This is a genomic window from Micromonospora sp. NPDC052213, from assembly GCF_040679695.1.
In the GTDB taxonomy this organism is placed as follows: domain Bacteria; phylum Actinomycetota; class Actinomycetes; order Mycobacteriales; family Micromonosporaceae; genus Micromonospora.
Genome location: NZ_JBFAVI010000309.1, coordinates 1 through 3330 on the forward strand (window position 1 = coordinate 1; position 3330 = coordinate 3330).

Genomic DNA, 3330 nt, shown 5'->3' on the forward strand with positions numbered 1-3330 from the left:
GGGGCGTAGCGGGACTCCCCCCCCGGGGCCCCCCCGGGGGTAGGCGGCGGGGGGGGCCGCCCGCCCCGGGGCCCGGCCGCCCCGCCCCCCGGCCCCACGGGGGTGAGCACTCAGACCGCGTAGGCGACCGAGCCGTCGGCGCGCAGCGGGATCCGGGTCAACGGGCGGCCGGTCAGGTCGAGCGGCGTGGCGCCGGTGAGGTCCAGCGTCACGCCGAGTCCCGGTTCCTCCGGCACCGGCAGGAAACCGCCCTGCCGCCGTACGCAGGCACGCGCGGGCCCGTCGGCGAGCTGGTCGTCCAGGGGCGAGTACTCCTGCACGACGAAGTTCGGGATGGCCGTGTCCAGTTGCACCGAGGCCATGGTCAGCAGTGGACCGAGACAGTTGTGGCTCACCACGGCGGCGTGGTGGGCCTCGGCCAGTGCGGCGATCTTGCGGGCGTGGCTGATCCCGCCGGCCAGGCCCAGGTCGGGGCGGACGTACTGGGCGCCGCCCTGGGCGAGCAGCTCCTTGAACTCCCAGATGCTGTGCAGGCGTTCGCCGTTGGCCATCGGCACCCCCGCGGCGCGGCGGGCGACGTCGGCCTGGCTGCTGACGCTGTCGATCTGGACGGGGTCCTCCACCAGCAGCGGCAGATGTCTGGCCAACGCGGGCACGACCGCCTCGGCCTGCAGGGGCGTGAGCTTGCGGTGCAGCTCGATGAGCAGGTCCACGTCGGTGCCGACGGTGTCGCGGACCGCGGCGGTGGTGGCCTCGGTGGCGGTGACCAGCCGGGCCAGCGACAGGTCGGCGTAGTCGGCCGGCAGCGGGTCGAACTTGACCGCCGTGAAGCCGTCGGCCACGGCTGCCGCGGCCTGTGCGGCCAGCGCCTGCGCGCCCGTGCCGGGCAGCAGCAGGTGCAGCCGGATCCGGTCGCGCACCCGGCCGCCGAGCAGCTGCCAGACCGGGACCCCGAGGCGCTTGCCGAGCAGGTCCCACAGGGCCAGGTCGACGGCGGAGACGGCGGCGGAGAGGACCGAGCCCCGGAACGGTCCCATCCGGTAGAGGTGGTGCCAGTGGTGCTCGATCCGGGTGGGGTCGGCGCCGAGCAGGTGCGGGCGGAACGCCTCCACGACGGCGTGCACCGCGGTGGGGTAGCCCCAGCAGGCGGACTGGCCGACGCCGACCAGCCCGTCCGACGTGTGCACCTGGACGAAGTGCGCGTCGCCCAGCACCACCGACTCGACGGCGGTGATCTCCATACCTGCCTCCAAATAAGAGACCAATAACGGCCAGAAACTTGCTCTTGCACTCTTCCATAGGCTTACAGCGCTGGTCTAGGCTTCAAAACGAACGAGCCGGAATAAGGCTCTAACTACCACTGGGGGTGTGATGGGTCTGCCGGACGACTATCGGCTCATGGCCCGGATCCGCCGGTTCGAGGAGCGGCTGGCCGCCCTCAAGGACGACGGCGAGATCCCGGGCTCGATCCACCTGTGCAACGGCCAGGAGGCGATCCCGGTCGGCGCCTGCCGGCCGCTGCGCGACGGCGACCACGTGACCGCCACGTACCGCGGCCACGGCTGGGCGATCGCCCGGGGCGTGGACATGGTGGGCCTCTTCGCCGAGATGATGGGCCGCGACTCCGCCCTCTGCGGCGGCCGGGCCGCCTCGCCGTACCTGTCCGACCCGGGCCGGTGGTTCCTCGGCGAGAACTCCATCGTCGGCGCGGGCGTGCCCGTCGCCGCCGGCGCGGCCCTCACCGCCCAGCGCACCGGCAGCGGCGCGGTGTCCGTGGTCAGCATCGGCGACGGCGCGATGAACCAGGGCAACGTCCACGAGGCACTCAACCTCGCCGCGGTGCTCGACCTGCCGCTGGTGCTGGTCGTGGAGAACAACGTCTACTCCGAGATGTCCCGCATCGAGGACATGGTGCGCGTCCGCCAGCTCGCCGAGCGGGCCGCCGGCTACGGCATCCCCGGCCGGGTGGTGGACGGCAACGACCCCGACGCCGTCGCCGAGGCGGTCACCGAGGCGGTCACCCGGGCCCGCGAGGGGTCCGGACCGTCCATCGTCGAGGCCATGACCGAACGGCTGGTCGGCCACTACAGCGGCGACGTACAGCACTACCGGCCGGCGGGCGAGGTCGCCGCCGCCCGGGAACGCGAGCCGCTGGCCCGGATCCGGCAGGCCGCCGACGCCGCGCTCACCGCCCGGCTCGACGCGATCGACGCCGAGGTCGCCACCGAGGTGGAGGCCGCCGTCACCGCCGCCCGTGCCGTGCCGTTCCCGGACCCGGCGACCGTCAAGGAGCACGTCCATGTCTGAGTCCCTGCGCTACATCCAGGCCGTCAACGCCGCGCTCACCTGGGCGCTGGACAGCCGGGAGGACACCGTCTACTTCGGCGAGGACGTCGCCCTGCCCGGCGGGCCGTTCGGCGCCACGAAGGGGCTGCACAAGCGGTTCGGCTCCGCGCGGATCTTCGACACCCCGATCTCCGAGACCGGGTTCCTCGGCATGGCCCTGGGGGCGGCGATGACCGGCCTCCGGCCGATCGCCGAGATCATGTACGCCGACTTCTCGTTCGTGGCGATGGACCAGTTCGTCAACCAGATCTCCACCATCCACTACTCCAGCAACGGGCGGTGGAAGGCGCCGCTGGTGATCCGGATGCAGCAGGGCTACTCGCCCGGCGCCTGCGCCCAGCACTCGCACTCACCCGAGGCGTACTTCGCGCACACCCCCGGGTTGCGGGTGGCCCTGCCGGCCACGCCCGACGACGCGTACCAGATGCTGCGCACCGCGGTGGTCAGCGACGACCCGGTGGTGGTCGCCGAGGCGCGCATGCTCTACCCGACACGCGGCCCCGTCCGCACCGACGCCCCGGTCGAACCGGTCGGGGGCGCCCGCGTGGTCCGCCCGGGCACCGACGTCACCGTCGTCGCGTGGTCCCGGATGGTCTCGGCGTCCCTCGACGCCGCGGGCCAGCTCAGCGAGGAGGGCATCGAGGCCGAGGTGATCGACCTGCGCTGGCTCAACCCGCTGGACTTCGACACCGTCGCCGCCTCGGTGGCCCGCACAGGCCGGCTGGTCGTCGCCCACGAGGCGAACCTGACCGGCGGGTTCGGCGCCGAGATCGCCGCCCGGGCCGCCGCGGAGTGCTTCGCCGACCTGCGCGCCCCGGTCGCCCGGGTGGCCACCCCGGACGTGCCGATGCCGGCAGCCCCGGCCCTGCAGGCCGCCGTGATCCCCGAGGCGGCCGACGTGGTGGATGCCGTGCGCCGCACGGTCGCGCGATGACCGCTGACACTCCGCCGGGCGGCCGGCTGGCCGGCCGGCGGGGGGTCGTC

The 3330-nt window shown here is 73.8% G+C and carries 3 protein-coding genes; 2 read left to right on the plus strand and 1 reads right to left on the minus strand.

Features of this window, described 5'->3' with window-relative positions; translation table 11 throughout:
* Window positions 1-110: 110 nt before the first annotated feature.
* A complete protein-coding gene (locus AB0L34_RS33390) occupies window positions 111-1241 on the minus strand; it encodes a mandelate racemase/muconate lactonizing enzyme family protein (protein WP_363709619.1) in 1131 nt (376 codons plus the stop codon).
* 130 nt (window positions 1242-1371) lie between these two features.
* On the opposite strand from AB0L34_RS33390, the gene AB0L34_RS33395 reads away from it, so the two are divergent.
* Both AB0L34_RS33395 and AB0L34_RS33400 read left to right on the plus strand, forming a co-directional pair.
* Window positions 1372-2307, plus strand: a complete 936-nt coding sequence (locus AB0L34_RS33395; RefSeq protein WP_350704616.1) for a thiamine pyrophosphate-dependent dehydrogenase E1 component subunit alpha — start codon at window positions 1372-1374, stop codon at window positions 2305-2307.
* Window positions 2300-3280 (plus strand): transketolase C-terminal domain-containing protein, encoded by a 981-nt coding sequence (locus AB0L34_RS33400; RefSeq protein ID WP_350704614.1) that lies wholly within the window; start codon window positions 2300-2302, stop codon window positions 3278-3280. Before AB0L34_RS33395 ends, AB0L34_RS33400 begins: the two co-directional genes overlap by 8 nt.
* Window positions 3281-3330: the final 50 nt, after the last annotated feature.

Bases quoted from the DNA above. Each gene is read 5' to 3' on its own strand.
- AB0L34_RS33390 (WP_363709619.1), bottom strand. From the start codon at position 1,241: ATGGAGATCACCGCCGTCGAGTCGGTGGTGCTGGGCGACGCGCACTTC.
- AB0L34_RS33400 (WP_350704614.1), top strand. From the start codon at position 2,300: ATGTCTGAGTCCCTGCGCTACATCCAGGCCGTCAACGCCGCGCTCACC.
- AB0L34_RS33395 (WP_350704616.1), top strand. From the start codon at position 1,372: ATGGGTCTGCCGGACGACTATCGGCTCATGGCCCGGATCCGCCGGTTC.